Below are 14026 nucleotides of genomic sequence, written 5' to 3' on the forward strand. Positions count from 1 at the left end.
GCTTCAACCTGCCGGTGGCAATTGGCAGGTGCCCAGCTCATCGAGCCTCAACGCCTCCTGGGTGAGGCGTTTGAGTTCGACGAGTTCGGCGCTTTCCCGCGCGCGCTGGATCGCGCCCATCTGGGTGTGATAGTCAGCGTCACCCAAGGTTTCCCTTTGCGCCCACACCGCTTCCATGCGCTCGCCAAAAGGCTGGGTCAGGGTGTTGAACGAACCGCCATGGGTGCGCCTCAGGTAACTGCTCCAGAATGGCAGCTTCACCATATAGTTCAGCAGTTGCGGGGAAAGCTCGGCCTCTTTCAACTGCGCTTCGGCAACCTCCAGCATGTGCTCGGTCACCCCGGCCAGGCTGGCAAAGCGCATATGCCGGGGCTGCCCGGGCAAATGAAAGCGCTCCACCAGCCCGGTGCGATAAGCCAGGCTGACCTCCAGCGGATCGAGCATCGGATGCTCGGCGCTGTGTCGGCTGGCCATGGACTCCAGGCGGTCGAGACGAAACAAGCCCCTCGCCAACCTGAGCAGCGGCTTGGCCGTGACCCTGCCGCCCTCCACCCGCTGGGCGGCCTCGTGGATTTCAACCAGCACCTCCAGGTCGCTGAAGCTCACGGCAGCGGCGTCATCACAGTTCAACGGCGTGGCCGCGCGCTCGAAGACCTCGGCACGCAGTCGGGTATCGGCAGCGGCCGCCTCCAGCACGCGCCAGATGCGGCGGTTCATGTCCTCGCGCACGTGGGTGGTATCGGCGGCGCCACCCAGGCCGGCCAATAATTTGAACAGGCCGTCGGAGCCGGGTTCGTCCTTGAGCCCCAGCCAGGTCTCGGCCTTTTCGGCGAAGTGTGTCGCGTGTTCATCGCCCAGCCACAGCTCACGTGCGGTCTGCTCGTTGAGTCGCGCAATGTCATCCTCCACGAAGCCCATGCCTACGCCGGTGGTGTCCCGGTAACGGTTCAAGGCCTGACGAGTGCTGGCGTCCAGAGGGTTATGCCGTACGTTGATGACTTCGGTGTGCTCGCGCGGCGCATTGAACAACCAAGCCGGCAAACTGGCGATGTCATTGTCCCGCAGGTCGAGTTGCTCCAGGTACGGAACGCGGGTAAAGCCGGTGGGCAGACTGGTCAGCCGGCAGTTGCGCAGCATCAGGTTGCGCAACTCGAACATCTTATTGACGACGGGCGGGTCCACCAGGGGATTGTTGCTCAGGTCGAGCACGACCAGGCTCTTCAGGTCCGCAAGTTTGGTGCGGGTGTACTCGGTCAGTTGCAGTTGGTTATCGGCCATGTACAGCTGCCTGAGCCACGGCATGTGCTGGAGCACTTCCGGCAGCCGCGTCAGCCGGTTACCGTTCAACGCCAGGCTGCGCAGCCCCTTGAAGTGCTTGAGGAAATACGCAACGTCATCGTTGAGTCCCATGCGTTTCAATGACAATTGCCGGACATGCTCGAACTGCACGTGCGCCGGCAAGGTCGGCAATGCCCCGATGGCCATGCCGTCCAGGGACAGGCTCGGCACTTGCTGATGGTATTCATCCGGCGCCAGCGACGCATATTGCCAACAATGCTCGATGGCCCGTGCGGCCTGGTGTCGAGCCAGACGGTAGTCTTGCAGCGCGATGTCCGAGTAGGGCTGCGCCGGTTTCTCCTTGACCCACAGCCTCAACGCCCGCTGCAGTGCCTCATAGTGCTGCTCAAGGGTGCGCACGGCTTTGGCCCGGGACAGGTGATCGGTGCCCAAGTCCTGCAGGAAGGTCGACAGGCGCCGGTCATCGAATAACGGGAAGAGTTTGCGAGCCTTGCGCATCAGGCCCGCAGGCTGTGGAAGCAGCGCAGGCGGCGAGCCTTGCACACACGACAGGGCCGGCTCCTCGGGTATCGCGCGCTCGGGCCACAAATAACGGCCGATGCGATTGCGTTCGTCCTGCGCCTTGCCAATCAATGCATGCCGCAACTGGCTGGCCCTGCCGCTCGCGGTCAGGCGCAGCGCGTCGAGTTGGGCGGCAGACAAACTGTTGAGCAACGCCTCGTAGAAACCTTCCGACCCGCCGGCCAGCGCGCCCAACGCCATACCTTGCCCATCGTGGGCGCGAAAGCCCTTGGCCGACTGCACCACGATGCGCCTCATATCAGCGTCTGCGTGGCCCACCTGGCCCAGGACAGTGCCCTGTACGCTTTCGCGGCGTACCTGCAAGAACAGATCCTCGGGCCAGCCCGGAACCCGTTGCAACAACCCGGTGGCCACGCGCCGTGTCGCATCGGTGGCCAGCTCCGGCAAGTACAGGCCGGCCAGGGCATCGTCTTCCTCCAACGCTTCCAGGGCTTCCCGGGCCCATTGGCTGACCCGCAGCGGCACACGCCCGGTATGGCGCAAGTGCCAGCGCTCCGCCGTGGAGGCCTGGGTCATGACCTCCCAGGCCACCCGGATCGGCAATTGCGGCAAGCGCTGCTTGAGCTGGCCGTGATCGGTCTGATCGATGAAATCGGCATCCATGCGCAGCCGCTCATAGACCGCCTGATGGGTGGTCTTGAGCGAGGCTGTGAGACGCCGCGCCAGGGCCGCTTGCGCTTCATCGGCGTGGAAGGTGCCGCCGAGCAATTGCGCGGTTTCCTCGGGGTCGAGGGCGGCCAGCAGGGTAGGCAGGATCTGTCCGTTCCGCAGTTGTTGCGTGGTGAGGTGGATGCTCAAGTCCTCGTAATCGAACGGCGCGGTGTCTGGATGGCGCTCAAGCAGGTAGCCCTCGTCGTCAAGCAGTTCGAAAAAACGCCCACGGGGCCATCCGTCCATCAGCGGCAGGGCCAGCATCTGTACACGGGTGGTGGCTGCATCGAGCGGGGCTTGATGCTCCATTTGCCAGATCAGGTCGCGAACCCCCTGGTTCAGCTTGAACCGCAGCGCACAATCGCGCAGCCGCTCCGGCAGCGGCAGATTCTGCCTGGCCAGTTGCTGCAAACGCGGCAGGGTCGAGCCGGTGATAGCGGCGATATCCTTCAGGTGTCCGGCCGGGAACGCGCTGAGACTGGGGTCCAGCCGCCCCAGGATATAGTCAGGGCTGCGCCACTCATCCGCCTGCTCGAACGAGAACTGCCAGCCGCCCTGATAGTTGTGGGTCAAGGGCGGCCGATAGACCGAATCCCGCTGCGGATGCCGGGCTCGCCAGCGCCCGGTGCGGGCGTCAAAGACAATCGAATACAGCGCCCCGTCGACATTCACATAGGACTGGCCATTGAGCTGGTAGACCCCACGGGGGCTGGCCACTGTGCCTTCGAGCGAGACGGTGTGGCGATACGGCTCGGTACGACTGCGCCATAAGCGCGTCGACTTGTCGGGCAGCCGCACGGCTTCGAGGCTGTCGTAGAACCCCGCCGCCGACGGCGTAGTTCGCCACAGCCGACCCACCACTTTCGTACCCGCGGCGAACAACGCCATGGCAGCGAGGTTTTCCGCGATGTTCGTCAAGTGCCTGAGGGCGCCGAGCTTGTCATGGTGCAGCCAGTCATCCACCCCCTCGAACACCTCGCCAAGCAACTGCCCAACGGCCACGCCGGTCATCAACTGGCCCACCACCGGCACCACGAACCCGGCGACGTTGAGCACCGTCAAGCCGACATCCAGGTAATCCTGGATACGCTTGCGACGCGCGTCGTCATCGGCCTGGGCATTGGGAACCGCCAATACCCGCGCATCCAGCTGGATCTTGCCGACGCAGGCATTGAAAAAGAACGTCGACAGCTTACCCGTGACCGGGAGCGGCGCCACCCGCACGAGGATTTTCTCCTGGTCAAAACGCTCGAAAAAACCGAACCGCTCGGACTCATCCAGGTAACCCTTGAAGAAATCGCGATAAGTGCTGACGTGAAGCTTGAGGGTGAGGTAGAGCTTGAAATGCTCCAGTGATTCATAGCGGTACCACGGCCGCACGGGTTCGTTGGGCATATACACCACGATCGGGCCGCTGGAGAACCCTTCGGCCGACGCACTGGAAAACACCAGTACCCCCACAGGCAGGCGCCGTCGATGTTCAGGCCTTGCCAGGTCAGCGGCTGCTGGTTGAACCACAGTTGCCGGATGTCCCTGGCGGGCATATCCGCCTTGACCAGCCCAAGCAGCAACGCGCGGGTCGATGCATCGATATCGCCCTTGGCATGGGCCAGATGCAGGTCGATCTGCATGTCCACGCAACGGGATTGGCCGACCTGCGTCACCGAAGGGTTGAAGTCCTGGTCGGGCGCTACCAGGTTGAACACTTCGCGCACATGGGTCTGATAGGCCTCTCCCAGGTTCAGCTCGCGGCAGTAGCCGATAAAGGCCTGGGCGCTGAGGGTTTGCGCAATGCGGCGCGTGGGGCCGATGCGCACCACGGCAGTGGTCGGCGAGCCGCCTGGCTCGGCAGCCGCCTGGGAGAAATTCTGCATGGCCGCTTGCAGCAGGCTGTGCTTCTCCAGGTTGACGGTCTCGATCATCTGGCCGCCCAGGTCCTGGCTGACACCGCTGAACGAGCGCCGGGGGATTTCCAGGGTGTCGTTTTCGATGTCCAGGCCCCCATGGCCCTTGTCGTCCAGGAATGCCCTGAGCCGTTCGGCACAGAATTTATCCAGCGGTTGCAGACGGTTCAGCACCCGATGCAGGGTTTCACGGGGGCGCTCGCTGTCGGCGTACGCCTGCTCGATGGCCTGCAGTACGTGAGAGTCGGCCTTGACCAACCAGGCCGGCAGCGTGTCGTGCAAGACCTGCGCTTTATCCAGGTCACCGGTGATATTCAGCAGCGCCGCCATCAATTGGTCCCCGGCCACAGGCGCGAGCGCCTGGGTCAAATCAGTGGTTTGCGTCATTCGCAATGTTCCTTTATCGCGTTGAACAATGACGCCAGACGATAAGGGCTGCGACCGCGCAAAAGGGTTCAAATAGCTGCAGGATCAGCCCTCGTAACCGTCGATTTTTTGCATCTCACCTCGACTTAAGTACCGCCCCTTTCACCCACGCCGCACAGCCTGCTGGGATGTTCCGAATGGGGGGCGGCGGTTTGCCATATAACTTATTGATCTAAAACTCCGCGTATAGCCTCGGGTCAGTCCCTAGGTACCCGCCATTTTGGTGCGGGTCTTTCTATCCCTCCCCAACGGAAAAACCGGTAAGGAACCTATGTGCGGATTAGCTGGCGAGTTACGTTTCGATCACCAACCTGCGGACCTCGCAGCGGTGGAGCGAATCACCCATCATTTGGCCCCACGCGGCCCTGACGCGTGGGGTTTCCATGCCCAAGGGCCGATTGCCCTGGGCCATCGACGCCTGAAAATCATGGACCTGTCGGACGGCTCCGCCCAACCGATGGTCGACGCCCAGCTGGGCCTGTCCCTGGCGTTCAACGGCGCGATCTATAACTTTCCGGAATTGCGCCAGGAGCTTGAAGCCCTGGGTTACGCGTTCTATTCCGGCGGCGACACCGAAGTGCTGCTCAAGGGCTACCACGCCTGGGGCGAAGCACTGCTGCCCAAGCTCAACGGCATGTTTGCCTTTGCCGTCTGGGAGCGCGATGCCCAGCGCCTGTTCATCGCCCGTGACCGCCTCGGCGTGAAGCCGTTGTACCTGTCGCGCACCGGTCAGCGCCTGCGCTTTGCCTCGGCCTTGCCGGCGCTGCTCAAGGGCGGTGATATCAACCCGATCCTCGATCCGGTGGCGCTCAATCACTACTTGAATTTCCATGCCGTCGTGCCTGCTCCGCGCACGCTGCTGGCGGGCATTGAAAAACTGCCGCCGGCCTCCTGGATGCGCATCGATGCCGAAGGCAACACCGAGCAGAAAACCTGGTGGACCCTGCCCTACGGCCCCCATGAAGATGAAAAAAATCTGAGCCTGGAAGACTGGACCGATCGCGTGTTGGACAGCACCCGCGAAGCGGTGGCCATTCGTCAACGGGCCGCGGTGGATGTCGGCGTACTGCTCTCCGGCGGCGTCGACTCGAGCATGCTCGTCGGCCTGCTGCGTGAAGTCGGCGTACAGGACCTGTCGACCTTCTCCATCGGCTTTGAAGACGCCGGTGGCGAGCGTGGCGACGAGTTCCAGTATTCGGACCTGATCGCCAAGCACTACGGCACCCGTCACCACCAGCTGCGCATTGCCGAAAGCGAGATCATCGAACAACTGCCGGCGGCGTTCCGCGCCATGAGCGAGCCGATGGTCAGCCATGACTGCATCGCCTTCTACCTGCTGTCGCGGGAAGTGGCCAAGCATTGCAAGGTGGTGCAGAGCGGCCAGGGCGCCGATGAGTTGTTCGCCGGTTACCACTGGTACCCGCAGGTGGATGGCGCCAGCGACCCGTATGCCGCCTACCGCGAGGCGTTCTTCGACCGCAGCTACGATGACTACGCCGCCACCGTCGCGCCGAAATGGCTGACCGCCAACGACGCCGCCGGCGACTTCGTACGCGAGCATTTTGCGATTCCCGGCGCGGACGCCGCCGTGGACAAGGCCCTGCGCCTGGACAGCACGGTGATGCTGGTGGATGACCCAGTCAAACGTGTCGACAACATGACCATGGCCTGGGGCCTGGAAGCGCGCACGCCGTTCCTCGACTACCGCCTGGTGGAACTGTCGGCCCGTGTACCGGGCAAATTCAAATTGCCCAACGGTGGCAAGCAAGTGCTGAAGGAAGCCGCGCGCCGGGTGATTCCGAGCGAAGTCATCGACCGCAAGAAAGGCTACTTCCCGGTGCCGGGCCTCAAGCATTTGCAGGGCGACACCCTGAATTGGGTGCGCGAACTGCTGCTGGACCCAAGCCAGGATCGCGGCCTGTTCAACCCGGCCATGCTCGACCGCCTGCTCACTGACCCGCAGGGTCAATTGACCCCGTTGCGCGGCTCGAAGCTGTGGCAACTGGCCGCGCTGAACCTGTGGCTCAGCGAACAAGGAATCTGATTGATGAAACCCCATGCAGCGGCTTACAGCCAACGCTTGTTGAAGGGCCAGGCGCCGACCTACGAGCGCCTGCAAGCGCGTCTGGCCGAAGATGGCAGCCCGCTGGCCGCCGAGCCGATCGCCGTGCATTGCGGCTGGGGCCGGTTGTTGATCGGCCATACCTTCCCGGACCCGGCGAGCCTGGCCCAGGAACTGCTCAACGAACAGCCTGGCGAGCGCGATATCGCGCTGTATGTGGCCGCGCCCCAGCAGATCCTCGGGATTGATCCGCAGCAGTTGTTCCTCGACCCATCCGACACCCTGCGCCTGTGGTTCAGCGACTATCGCCCGTCCACCCGCGTGTTTCGCGGTTTCCGCATTCGCCGGGTGCAGAGCGAGGCCGATTGGCTGGCGGTCAACCAGTTGTATCAAGGCCGCGGCATGTTGCCGGTCGACGCCGAACGCCTGACACCGCGCCACGAAGGCGGCCCGGTGTATCGGCTGGCCGAGGACGAAGACAGTGGCGCGGTGATCGGCAGCGTGATGGGCCTCAATCACCAGAAAGCTTTCCACGACCCGGAAAACGGCTGCAGCCTGTGGTGCCTGGCGGTCGACCCGCTGTGCACACGCCCCGGCGTGGGCGAAGTGTTGGTGCGCCACCTGGTGGAGCACTTTATGAGCCGTGGCCTGAGCTATCTGGACCTGTCGGTGCTGCACGATAACCGCCAGGCCAAGAACCTCTACGCCAAGCTCGGCTTCCGTGCGCTGACCACCTTTGCGATCAAGCGCAAGAACGGTATCAACCAACCGCTGTTCCTCGGTCCCGGCCCCCAGGCGGGGTTCAACCCGTATGCGCGGATCATTGTCGAAGAGGCCCATCGACGCGGCATCGATGTGCAGGTGGATGACGCCGATGCCGGTTTGTTCACCCTCAGCCATGGTGGCCGCCGCGTGCGCTGCCGCGAGTCGCTGAGCGACCTGACCAGCGCGATCAGCATGACCCTGTGCCAGGACAAGAGTCTCACCCACAAGGTGTTGAAAGCGGCGGGCTTGAAACTGCCTGCGCAACAACTGGCAGGCAGCGCCGATGACAATCTGGAGTTCCTCGACGAACACCAGCGCGTCGTGGTCAAGCCGCTAGATGGCGAGCAAGGCCAGGGCGTGGCGGTGGACCTGCAGAGCATTGAAGAGGTGCAGCAGGCAATCGAAGCCGCGCGCCAGTTCGACAGCCGCGTGTTGCTGGAGAGCTTCCACCAAGGCCTGGACCTGCGCATTTTGGTGATCGGCTTCGAGGTGGTCGCCGCTGCGATTCGCCGCCCCGCCGAAGTGACCGGTGACGGCCAGCATTCCATTGGCGCGCTGATCGAAGCCCAGAGCCGACGGCGGCAGGCGGCCACCGACGGCGAAAGCAAAATCCCCGTGGATGCAGAAACCGAACGCACCCTGCACGCCGCCGGCTACGACTACAGCAGCATCCTGCCCCGTGGCCAGACCCTGGCCGTGCGCCGCACCGCCAACCTGCACACCGGCGGCTGCCTGGAGGACGTCACCGCGATCCTCCATCCCACCCTGGTGGACGCCGCCGTGCGCGCCGCCCGCGCCCTGGATATCCCCATGGTGGGCCTGGACCTGATGGTGGCCGCGGCCGATCAACCCGAGTACGCCTTTATCGAAGCCAACGAACGGGCCGGCCTGGCCAACCATGAACCGCAGCCGACGGCGGAGAAGTTTGTGGACCTGCTATTCCCCCATAGCCAGCCGACAGCTCAATAACCCTGTGGTGAGCGGGCTTGCCACAACAAGCCCCTTGGCCACAACAGCCCTACTGGCCAAAGAATTTCACTTATTTCATCAGGAGTCTTCATGAGCCGAACCATCCCCGAACCGGATCTCAACTACCTGCAAAAAGTCCTGCTGGAAATGCTCGCCATTCCCAGCCCTACCGGGTTTACCGACACCATCGTGCGCTACGTCGCCGAACGCCTGGAAGAACTGGGCATCCCGTTTGAAATGACCCGCCGCGGGACCATTCGCGCCACCCTCAAGGGCCAGAAAAACAGCCCCGACCGTGCGGTGTCGGCGCACCTGGACACCATCGGCGCCGCCGTGCGCGCGATCAAGGACAACGGCCGCCTGACCCTCGCGCCCGTCGGCTGCTGGTCGAGCCGCTTTGCCGAAGGCAGCCGCGTCAGCCTGTTTACCGACAACGGAGTGATCCGTGGCAGCGTGTTGCCGTTGATGGCCTCCGGGCACGCGTTCAACACCGCCGTGGATGAAATGCCAGTGAGCTGGGACCATGTGGAATTGCGCCTGGATGCCTACTGCGCCACCCGCGCCGATTGCGATTCCCTGGGGATCGGCATCGGCGACTACGTGGCGTTCGACCCATTGCCCGAGTTCACCGAGAGCGGGCATATCAGTGCCCGCCACCTGGACGACAAAGCCGGCGTCGCCGCGCTGTTGGCTGCACTCAAGGCCATCGTCGACAGCGGCGAACCGTTGCTGATCGACTGCCACCCGCTGTTCACCATCACCGAGGAAACCGGCAGCGGCGCCGCGGCGGCCCTGCCCTGGGATGTGAGTGAATTTGTCGGTATCGATATCGCCCCGGTCGCCCCCGGCCAGCACTCCAGCGAGCACGCGGTCAGTGTGGCCATGCAGGATTCCGGCGGGCCGTATGACTATCACCTCTCCCGCCACTTGCTGCGCCTGGCCTCGGATAACGACTTGCCCGTGCGCCGCGACCTGTTCCGCTATTACTTCAGCGATGCCCACTCGGCGGTGACGGCCGGCCACGACATCCGCACCGCGCTGCTGGCGTTCGGTTGCGATGCGACACATGGTTATGAGCGCACCCATATCGACAGCCTGGCGGCGCTGAGCCGGCTGTTGGGCGCGTATATCCTCAGCCCGCCGGTGTTCGCCAGTGACGCACAACCGGCCCAGGGCTCACTGGATCGGTTCAGCCATCAGATCGAGCACGAAACGCAGATGGAGAGCGACACGCGTGTGCCATCGGTGGACAGCCTGGTCGGCCAGAAGTCCTGACGCTGGCAACTGCGGTCCCGGCGCAGTAGGATCGCCGGGATCCATCATCTGAGGCTTGTATGCTGATTCCCTACGACGCACTTGAAGTCGACACCCTGACCCGCCTTATCGAAGACTTCGTGACCCGCGACGGCACCGACAATGGTGACGACACGCCCCTGGAAACCCGCGTGCTGCGGGTGCGCCAGGCGCTGACCAAGGGCCAGGCGCTGATTGTGTTCGACCCGGACAGCGAGCAATGCCAGTTGATGCTCAAGCACGATGTGCCCAAGCATCTGTTCGACTGACTCAGGGGTTGGTGGTGGGCTGGGATGGGGAGATTTGACGCTTGAGGATCTTTTGGTAGACCTCGGCGCGATGGACATGCACCCCGACGGGCGCAACAACACCAAATTTCACCTGATTACCGTTCAGCTCGAGAATGCGCACGGTGATGTCATCACCGATGGCGATGATTTCGCCTACGGCGCGGCTTAAGACCAGCATGGCGGTTGTCCTTATTGAATGACAGGACCCCGACCATGCGCGCTGGGTGTGGGCGCAGCAATGCCTCGCGGCAAAATCAGGCAACACCTACATATGCAGGTAAATTGCCTGACAGACTACTGCCTGATCAGCCCTTAACAGCCTGTGCCTTGGCGCGCATCTTGTCGGCCATGGTGGTCATTTCGTCATAGAGCAACTGCGGGTTCTTCTGCTTCAAGGCCCAGGCCATCCGCCCCTGCTCATGGGGCAGGATCATGAATTCGCCCTGCGCCACACGCTGGAAGATGTAGTCGGCAATGTCCGCCGCCGAGATCGGCGAACTCTCCAACAACTTGCCGACCTGCGCCTTCATCGCCGGTGTGGGCCCACGAAACGAATCCAACAGGTTGGTCTGGAAGAACGACGGGCACACCACGTGTACGCCGACTTCCTGCTGCTTGAGCTCCACCAGCAAACTCTCCGACAGCGCCACCACACCGGCCTTGGCCACGTTGTAGTTGCTCATGGCCGGCCCCTGCATCAGGGCCGCCATCGAGGCGATGTTGATGATGCGGCCCTTGCTCTTTTCCAGCAGCGGCAGGAACGCCTTGCAGCCCTTGACCACGCCCATCAGGTTGATTGCGATCTGCCAGTCCCAGTCCTCCAGGGACAGTTCGGCAAAGAAGCCGCCCGAGGCTACACCGGCGTTGTTGACGATCACATCGATGCCGCCCAGCTTCACTTCGCAGGCCTGGGCAAACGCCGTGAGCTGGCTGTAGTCGCGCACGTCGCAGCGCTGGATAAAGCCATCGCCACCGGCTTCACGCACGCGCTTCAGGGTGTCCTGCAAGCCTGGCTCGCTGACGTCCGACAAGGCCAACTGCCAACCCTCACGGGCCCAGCGCAGAGCGATTTCACGACCCAGGCCGGACCCGGCGCCAGTGATCATCATGCGATTTTGCATAGGAAGTAGCCTTGTGGTTCACAGAAGAAGTGATCGGCAGTGTAGCGAAGGTTTTTCCTGCACCCACGCACCATCAGAGTGATGAATGCCCCAGGCAAACCGTGGACCGGGTCGGATACCTGCCGTCCGCCTAAGTTCAATGTTTTTCAACTAATAAGTGCTGGATGAGCGCGAATTAAAAGAAATAAGCGACTGATCGAAATGCTTTAAAAAAACATGGAATTTTCTGCGAAGCGCCAGAGTCGGAGTAGTTAAGGCGTCTGTAATTAACTCTGCAGGCCTATCGTTAAACAACCGGTCTTTGCAGAAAGACAATAAGGAAAAAAACCATGAGCCTCATTCTGATCATTATCTTGATCCTCCTGCTGGTCGGCGGCCTGCCGGTATTCCCGCACTCGCGTAATTGGGGTTATGGCCCGTCGGGTATCCTCGGTGTGGTGCTGGTGGTGCTGCTGGTCCTGTTGTTGCTGGGCCGGATATAACCGCCCCGCGGTAATAACGAAGCAAAAAAAAGAGGCCTTGAAAAAGGCCTCTTTTTTATTGCCGGTTAATTAGTCCGGCTTACCGTTTACAACGCCTGCGGTGTTATCCAGCAAACTCTTGGTCGCGGTTTGCAGGAACGCTTCGAGTTTCTGCTTGAGTGCAGCCTCGTCCGGCGATTCGGCAATCACTTTACCGCTCGGGTTGGCGCCCAGTTCGTATTGCCATAGCTTCGGTGGCATTTCCTTGGGCAGTACCAGAATGCGGTCTGCGGTGACCAAGGCCACGGTCTGGTCGCTGCCCGATGGCTTGATCACGCCAAAGCCCTTGTCGCCTTCCGGCAGGTTCAGCAGGTCGCGGCCCCAGCATTGGTGCAGGGTGTCGCCACCCAGGCGGCCCATGATGGTCGGCACGATGTCGATCTGGGTGCCCACGGTGTGGTCACGCTCGCCGAATTTCTCCTGCATGCCCGGTGCAATCATCAGCATGGGTACGTTGAAGCGGCCCAGGTCCATCTCGGTGATCTGCTGTTCGTTGCCGAAGCCGTGGTCGCCCACGATCACGAACAGGGTTTCCTTGAAGTACGGCTCCTTGCGGGCCTTTTCAAAGAACTGGCCCAGGGCCCAGTCGGAGTAACGCATGGCCGTCAAATGCTCGTTGAGGCTGCCACGGTCGGTGACTTTCTCCACCGGCAATGGCGTCGGCAACGCGTATGGCGTGTGGTTGGACAGGGTTTGCAGGAGTGCGTAGAACGGCTTGCCGCCTTCACGGGCCTTCAACTCTTCCAGGCCACGGTTGAACATGTCCTGGTCGGACACGCCCCACGTCGGGTCGGAGAACACCGGGTCGACGAAGTCGTTGCGGCCGATGAAGTTGGTCATGCCCTGGTTGCTAAAGAAGCCCGACTGGTTGTCCCAGGCGAAGTCGCCGTTGTAGACATACACGTCGTTGAAATCACGGGCGCTGAGCAACTGCGGCAGGCCCGACAGCTTATGGCTGCCTTCCGGGGTCTGCATCAGGTATTCAAAGCCTGGCAGGTTCGGGAAGCAGGCCATGGTGGCGAACATGCCCTGGTGGGTATGGGTGCCGTTGGAGAAGAAACGGTCGAACAGCAGGCCTTCCTTGGACAGTTTGTCGAAGGATGGCGTGATGTTACCGGGACGCCCCAAGGCGCCGACCGAGTGACCGGCGAAGCTTTCCATCAGGATCACGACCACGTTCTTGATCGGCAGGGTCTTCTCGGCCGGCGGTGTGTAGTCGCGGCGCACGGCGGCGATGTCGGTATCGACCAGTTTTTCCTGTGGCAGCACCAGCATGTCCCGCACGGTCTGGGTGGCCAGCGGCTGGTCCAGGGTCGCCTTCCAGATGTTGGAGCGGTCCTCACCGAACCGGGCCTTGGCCGCCGCGATCAGCGACAAGGTGCCATTGAGGCCCAACTGGTTGGCGAAGTTCGAATCGGTGGTGTACACATCGCCCCAACGCAGCGGCGGGCCCTGGCGCAGGGTGCCACGGGCGGCAACCACGGCGATCAGCAGGCACACGACGAACACCGCGATGCGGCTGTACCACGGCGCCACCTGGCGCGTGCCGATGCTGCCACCACTGAACGGGCCACGTGGGCGCGTGGCGCGGTCGGCGCCTTTGAACGCGATGCTCAGGATCAGCGTGCCCACGGCCCAGGCCAGCAGGTAGCGCACCACCGGGAAACCGTACCAGAGCATGCTCATCACGGTTTTCGGGTCTTCCTTCACATACTGGAAGACCAGGCCGTTGAGGCGCTGGTGGAACTCGCGGTAGAAGTCCATCTCCATCAAGCCCAGGAACAGGGCGATGCTGGACGCAAGGGTCAGCCAGAAGCGAAATAACCCACGCGCAGCCATGGCCCGTACGCTGAACAGTGCCAGCAGCAGCGGGATCAGCAGGTAGACCACCAGGCGGATGTCAAAACGCAGACCGTTGGCGAACGCTTCAAGGAAGGTCGAGGCCGGCGTGTCGAGGATCATCTCGCGGTTGTAGACCAGCAGCGCCAGGCGCAGCAGGGAGAACATCACCATCATGACCAGTGCGCAGAGCAGCGTGTACGCCAGATGGGATTTGACGGTCGGTTGCAGCAGGCGATTAGAAGCTCGCTGCTGACTCAGGGCGTCCGGGTTTGCCATGTCGTTTCAGGACCCATTGGAAGTT

General features: G+C 62.5%; 10 protein-coding genes. 5 read left to right on the forward strand and 5 right to left on the reverse strand.

Annotated features, from left to right (window positions below; genetic code table 11):
- Positions 1 to 3: 3 nt before the first annotated feature.
- Positions 4 to 3543 (reverse strand): NEL-type E3 ubiquitin ligase domain-containing protein, encoded by a 3540-nt coding sequence (locus NIBR502773_RS31130; RefSeq protein WP_373682385.1) that lies wholly within the window; start codon positions 3541 to 3543, stop codon positions 4 to 6.
- 47 nt (positions 3544 to 3590) lie between these two features.
- A complete protein-coding gene (locus NIBR502773_RS31235) occupies positions 3591 to 4823 on the reverse strand; it encodes a dermonecrotic toxin domain-containing protein (protein ID WP_257228205.1) in 1233 nt (410 codons plus the stop codon).
- 310 nt (positions 4824 to 5133) lie between these two features.
- On the opposite strand from NIBR502773_RS31235, the gene NIBR502773_RS06180 reads away from it, so the two are divergent.
- The 4 genes from NIBR502773_RS06180 to NIBR502773_RS06195 all read left to right on the forward strand — a co-directional run bounded on the left by NIBR502773_RS06180 (position 5134) and on the right by NIBR502773_RS06195 (position 10220).
- Positions 5134 to 6906 carry an N-acetylglutaminylglutamine amidotransferase gene (locus NIBR502773_RS06180; RefSeq protein WP_141155658.1) on the forward strand — a complete coding sequence of 591 codons (1773 nt, stop codon included), beginning with the start codon at positions 5134 to 5136 and terminating at the stop codon, positions 6904 to 6906.
- Positions 6907 to 6909: 3 nt separating this feature from the next.
- Positions 6910 to 8658, forward strand: a complete 1749-nt coding sequence (ngg, locus tag NIBR502773_RS06185; protein WP_141155659.1) for an N-acetylglutaminylglutamine synthetase — start codon at positions 6910 to 6912, stop codon at positions 8656 to 8658.
- 90 nt (positions 8659 to 8748) lie between these two features.
- The gene (locus tag NIBR502773_RS06190; protein ID WP_027603950.1) at positions 8749 to 9933 is read left to right on the forward strand and encodes an osmoprotectant NAGGN system M42 family peptidase; all 1185 of its coding nucleotides are present in this window, start codon (positions 8749 to 8751) and stop codon (positions 9931 to 9933) included.
- A gap of 59 nt (positions 9934 to 9992) precedes the next feature.
- The gene (locus NIBR502773_RS06195) at positions 9993 to 10220 is read left to right on the forward strand and encodes a YheU family protein (protein WP_003236706.1); all 228 of its coding nucleotides are present in this window, start codon (positions 9993 to 9995) and stop codon (positions 10218 to 10220) included.
- 1 nt (position 10221) lies between these two features.
- Here NIBR502773_RS06195 and csrA read toward each other — a convergent pair whose 3' ends face one another.
- Both csrA and NIBR502773_RS06205 read right to left on the reverse strand, forming a co-directional pair.
- A complete protein-coding gene (gene csrA / locus NIBR502773_RS06200) occupies positions 10222 to 10419 on the reverse strand; it encodes a carbon storage regulator CsrA (RefSeq protein ID WP_141155660.1) in 198 nt (65 codons plus the stop codon).
- Positions 10420 to 10546: 127 nt separating this feature from the next.
- Positions 10547 to 11362, reverse strand: coding sequence for an SDR family oxidoreductase (locus tag NIBR502773_RS06205; RefSeq protein WP_141155661.1), 816 nt, complete (start codon positions 11360 to 11362; stop codon positions 10547 to 10549).
- A 329-nt stretch (positions 11363 to 11691) separates the two neighbouring features.
- Here NIBR502773_RS06205 and NIBR502773_RS06210 point away from each other — a divergent pair, with 329 nt between their 5' ends.
- Positions 11692 to 11844, forward strand: a complete 153-nt coding sequence (locus NIBR502773_RS06210; RefSeq protein WP_015885095.1) for a DUF3309 family protein — start codon at positions 11692 to 11694, stop codon at positions 11842 to 11844.
- 69 nt (positions 11845 to 11913) lie between these two features.
- Here NIBR502773_RS06210 and NIBR502773_RS06215 read toward each other — a convergent pair whose 3' ends face one another.
- Positions 11914 to 14001, reverse strand: a complete 2088-nt coding sequence (locus NIBR502773_RS06215; RefSeq protein ID WP_065940494.1) for an LTA synthase family protein — start codon at positions 13999 to 14001, stop codon at positions 11914 to 11916.
- Between the last annotated feature and the right edge of the window lie 25 nt (positions 14002 to 14026).

The organism is Pseudomonas sp. NIBRBAC000502773 (genome assembly GCF_006517195.1).
Lineage (GTDB): Bacteria > Pseudomonadota > Gammaproteobacteria > Pseudomonadales > Pseudomonadaceae > Aquipseudomonas > Aquipseudomonas marginalis.

What these genes read in the sequence shown, in the direction of transcription:
- NIBR502773_RS31130 (WP_373682385.1), bottom strand. Translation starts at nt 3,543, where the DNA reads ATGACCGGCGTGGCCGTTGGGCAGTTGCTTGGCGAGGTGTTCGAGGGG.
- NIBR502773_RS31235 (WP_257228205.1), bottom strand. Translation starts at nt 4,823, where the DNA reads ATGACGCAAACCACTGATTTGACCCAGGCGCTCGCGCCTGTGGCCGGG.
- NIBR502773_RS06180 (WP_141155658.1), top strand. Translation starts at nt 5,134, where the DNA reads ATGTGCGGATTAGCTGGCGAGTTACGTTTCGATCACCAACCTGCGGAC.
- ngg (WP_141155659.1), top strand. Translation starts at nt 6,910, where the DNA reads ATGAAACCCCATGCAGCGGCTTACAGCCAACGCTTGTTGAAGGGCCAG.
- NIBR502773_RS06190 (WP_027603950.1), top strand. Translation starts at nt 8,749, where the DNA reads ATGAGCCGAACCATCCCCGAACCGGATCTCAACTACCTGCAAAAAGTC.
- NIBR502773_RS06195 (WP_003236706.1), top strand. Translation starts at nt 9,993, where the DNA reads ATGCTGATTCCCTACGACGCACTTGAAGTCGACACCCTGACCCGCCTT.
- csrA (WP_141155660.1), bottom strand. Translation starts at nt 10,419, where the DNA reads ATGCTGGTCTTAAGCCGCGCCGTAGGCGAAATCATCGCCATCGGTGAT.
- NIBR502773_RS06205 (WP_141155661.1), bottom strand. Translation starts at nt 11,362, where the DNA reads ATGCAAAATCGCATGATGATCACTGGCGCCGGGTCCGGCCTGGGTCGT.
- NIBR502773_RS06210 (WP_015885095.1), top strand. Translation starts at nt 11,692, where the DNA reads ATGAGCCTCATTCTGATCATTATCTTGATCCTCCTGCTGGTCGGCGGC.
- NIBR502773_RS06215 (WP_065940494.1), bottom strand. Translation starts at nt 14,001, where the DNA reads ATGGCAAACCCGGACGCCCTGAGTCAGCAGCGAGCTTCTAATCGCCTG.